General features: G+C 68.8%; 3 protein-coding genes. All 3 read right to left on the bottom strand.

The annotated features are described in order from the left end of the window. The coding region (proB, locus tag WBA11_RS10185) for a glutamate 5-kinase (protein ID WP_424520587.1) at positions 1 to 989 on the bottom strand (989 nt) is incomplete at its 3' end. Then, on the bottom strand, positions 986 to 1,216 hold the full coding sequence (locus WBA11_RS10180) for a hypothetical protein (protein ID WP_424520586.1): 231 nt from the start codon (positions 1,214 to 1,216) through the stop codon (positions 986 to 988). The genes proB and WBA11_RS10180, both read right to left, overlap by 4 nt. Next, positions 1,209 to 2,872: 2-oxoglutarate dehydrogenase E1 component (locus tag WBA11_RS10175; RefSeq protein ID WP_424520585.1), on the bottom strand; the 1,664-nt coding region annotated here is incomplete at its 5' end. The genes WBA11_RS10180 and WBA11_RS10175, both read right to left, overlap by 8 nt.

Here is a 2,872-nt window from a genome sequence, read left to right as displayed (position 1 = left end):
GCCGAGTACCGTGAGGCGCCACGCCCGATCACGCCCCCCTCGAGGTCGACGATCTCGACGACATCGGCACGCCCGAAGTCGCCCTCGAAGCTGGCGACTCCGCTCGCCAAGAGCGACGCGCCGCCCTCGAGGACGGCACGTGCCGCGCCCGCATCGATGGTGATCCTGCCCGCGGCGGGCGTCGCGTGGAGCAGCCAGTGCTTGCGAGCGGAAAGCGGCGGGTCGAGCGCGCGAAAGAGCGTCCCCTCGACGCGTCCGTTGGCAAGTGCCTCGAGGGCGGGTGCCGACGTCCCGTCCAGCAGGACCGTGTCGATCCCGCGCGCCGTCGCCTTCTCGGCCGCTTGGAGCTTGGTCCGCATCCCGCCCGTCCCGGCCTCGGTCCCCGCCCCGCCGGCCATCGCCCGGACCGACGCGTCGATGCACTCCACGACCGGAACGAGCGCGGCCTCGAGGACGGAACGCGGATCGGCGTCGTAGAACCCGGCGACGTCAGTGCAGATGACCAGAAGGTCCGCGTCGGTCAGGACGGCGACGTGGGCTGCTAGGTTGTCGTTGTCGCCCACCTTCAGTTCCTCGACGGCCACCGTGTCGTTCTCGTTTACGATCGGGATGATCCCGCGCGACAGAAGTTCGGCGAACGTGTTGCGCGCGTTGAGGAATCGTCCTCGATGGGACAGGTCGTCGTGCGTGAGCAAGACCTGGGCGACGGACGTCTCCAAGAGCCGCGCCCACCGCGCCACCAACCTTGGCTGACCGATGGCCGCGAGCGCCTGCTTTTCGGGGATCGTGCGGGGCCGCCGGTCCCCGACCCCACGCCCGGACGCGACCGCGCCCGACGAGACAATCACGACCTCGAGGCCGGCGTCCAAGCTCGCGGTCGCGAACCGGGCGATGCCCTCGAGGTGCTCGTCGCTCGGCTCGCCGTGGGGCGCCACCAACGCGCTCCCGACCTTGACGACGACGCGGCGCCACGAGCGAAGAGGGGTCACCTCCGCCGTCCCCACTGCACCTTACCATCCGGCCCGCGAGTGCCGACCTCGAGGGCGGAGCGGTCAACGTGGCCTTTGGCCGCGTCGCCATACGTGAGCTCCCGGAGACGCTGGACCTCTCGCAGCCTAGCGTCCGGCGTCTGGCTCCACCAGAACCGTCGCTCCACGTCCGGCCTCGACGACGCGTCCTCGAGGCCGGACCATTCGTGCTCGTCCTGGCTAGCCATCGAGGCCGAGCGCGTCGCGCAAGATCTGCTCCTGCTGGAGGGCGTGGACCTTGGCGCTGCCCGTCGCCGGGCTCGCCGCCGCGTCGCGGCCCGCGTACTGAACCCGTCCTCCGCCGACCTGCTCGAGCAGGTCGTCCAGTCGAGGGCGGACGAACGTCCAGGCGCCCATGTTGGCGGGCTCCTCCTGGAGCCACACGACGGTCTTGCCCGCGAACCGCTTCACGTCCTCGAGGACGGCTTGGTCCGGGAACGGGTAGAACTGCTCGAGACGCGCGACCGACACCGACGACGGATCGTCCAGCGCCTCGCGCGCCTTCAGCACGTCGTAGACCACCTTGCCCGAGCAGATCACCAGGCGATCCGCGTCTGGATTGTCGCCCTCGATGAACGGCTGGTACGACCCGTCCGACAGGTCCTCCACGGTCGAGGTCGCCTGCGGATGCCGAAGCAGCGACTTCGGCGTCATCACGACGAGGGGCTTCTTGGCGTCGCGCAGGACTTGACGACGGAGCGCGTGGAAGTAGTTGGCCGGCGTCGAGTAGTTGGCGACGATGATGTTGTCCTCGGCGCACGCCTGCAAAAAGCGCTCGAGGCGGCCCGACGAGTGCTCTGGCCCCTGGCCCTCGTAGCCGTGCGGCAGCAGCATCGTCAAGGACGACGTCTGGCCCCACTTGGCCTCCGCCGCAGTGATGAACTGGTCGATCATGATCTGAGCGCCGTTGACGAAGTCGCCGAACTGCCCCTCCCACATCACCAGCGCACTCGGGTCCGCGACCGAGTACCCGTACTCGAAGCCGAGGGCCGCGTACTCACTCAGAAGCGAGTCGTAGACCTGGAACCGAGCCTGGCCATTGCCCGGCCCGCCCTCGACGATCTCGTTGAGCGGGATGTGCCTGTGGCCGTCCGTCTGGTCGTGGAGGATCGCGTGGCGCTGGCTGAACGTGCCGCGCCCCGAGTCCTGCCCACTCAGCCGCACCGGCGCGCCCTCCAAGAGCAGCGTCCCGAACGCCAAGGCCTCGGCGAATGCCCAGTCGATGGTCCCGTCCTCGAACTGCTTGCGCCGGCGGTCCACGACCAGCCGCGCCAGCTTCTTGTGGACGGCGAAGTCGTCCGGCATCGTGACGACGGCCTCCATCACCCGCTCGAGGTCCGCCCTCGAGGCCGCGGTCGCGACATTGTCGTTGGCCTCGATGTGCTCCGGGACCGGGACGTGCTCGACGTCCTTGAGGCGCTCGGCCAAGTCCTTGGTCTCCTCGAACGCGTTGTCGAGCTTCGATTTGAAGTCGTCGAGGACGCCCTCGGCCTCTTGCGGCGACAGCTCACCACGCCGTAGCAGCAGCTCCAGGTAGAGCTTGCGGACGGACCGGTGGCCGCCGATGTCTTCGTACATGAGCGGCTGCGTGTACGCCGGCTCGTCGCCCTCGTTATGGCCGTACTTGCGGTAGCAGACCATGTCGATCACGACGTCCTTGTTGAACACCTGCCGGTAATCGAGGGCCAGCCGCGCGACGCGGACCGCCGCCTCGGGATCGTCGCCGTTGACGTGGAAGATGGGCGCCTGGATCATCCGCGCGATGTCCGTGGCGTAGGCCGACGAGCGGGAGTGCATCGGGAGCGTCGTGAACCCGATCTGGTTGTTCACGACCAGGTGGACCG

The sequence above is a fragment of the Rubrivirga sp. genome (assembly GCF_049648075.1).
Classification (GTDB): domain Bacteria; phylum Bacteroidota; class Rhodothermia; order Rhodothermales; family Rubricoccaceae; genus Rubrivirga.
Note: the sequence above shows the minus strand (reverse complement) of the source record. Positions and strands in the feature narration are given on the sequence as shown.

Excerpts from the sequence above, each read along its gene's own strand:
- WBA11_RS10180 (WP_424520586.1), bottom strand. The coding sequence starts at position 1,216 with ATGGCTAGCCAGGACGAGCACGAATGGTCCGGCCTCGAGGACGCGTCG.